The sequence below is a fragment of the Planctomycetota bacterium genome (genome assembly GCA_039819165.1).
Taxonomy (GTDB): domain Bacteria; phylum Planctomycetota; class Phycisphaerae; order Phycisphaerales; family UBA1924; genus JAHCJI01.
Window position 1 is genome coordinate 1 of sequence record JBCBSM010000010.1, and the last position, 596, is coordinate 596.

The window sequence follows — 596 nt, forward strand, 5'->3', positions numbered from 1 at the left end:
CTCGTCGAACGCTTCGGGTAGCGCCTCGCGCCACGCCTCGCCGAGCGGCGCGGTGACCTCGACCGACTCGTCGCGCATCGGGTGGCGGAACGCCAGCGATCGGGCGTGCAGGGCGATCTGCCGCGCGCGCTCGTCTTCGTGCTCCTCGCCGAATCGCCGCGTGGCGCCGTACTGGTGGTCGCCGACCACCGCGTGGCCGCGCGACGCCGCCTGCACGCGGATCTGGTGCGTGCGGCCGGTCTCGAGCTGGATCTCCAGCCAACTCATCGCGTCGCTCGCCCAGCGGACGGCGTAGTGGAGCACGGCGCGCTTGCCGCGCGGGTCGTCCTCCGGTACGACGATCGCCTGCGCCATGCCGTGCCGCTTGTGGAGCATGTCGGTCCACGTCCCCTCGTCGGGCGCGACGCGGCCCTCGACGAGCGCCCAGTACGTCTTGCCGACGGTGCGTTCTTGGAACTGCCGCGCGAGCCGCTGCGTCGCGCGGGCGTGACGCCCGAACGCGATGGCGCCGGTTACGGGCCGATCGAGCCGGTGAATGATGCCGACGTAGAAGTTCCCCTCGATCGCTTCCCGCGACTTCTACCGCACGCGGGAAG

At 72.0% G+C, this 596-nt stretch carries 1 protein-coding gene; it reads right to left on the reverse strand.

All coding sequences use genetic code 11. The features are described from left to right. A partial coding sequence (locus AAFX79_13765) for an RNA pseudouridine synthase (GenBank protein ID MEO1009623.1) occupies positions 1–564 on the reverse strand: 564 nt, incomplete at its 3' end. Positions 565–596 lie beyond the last annotated feature (32 nt).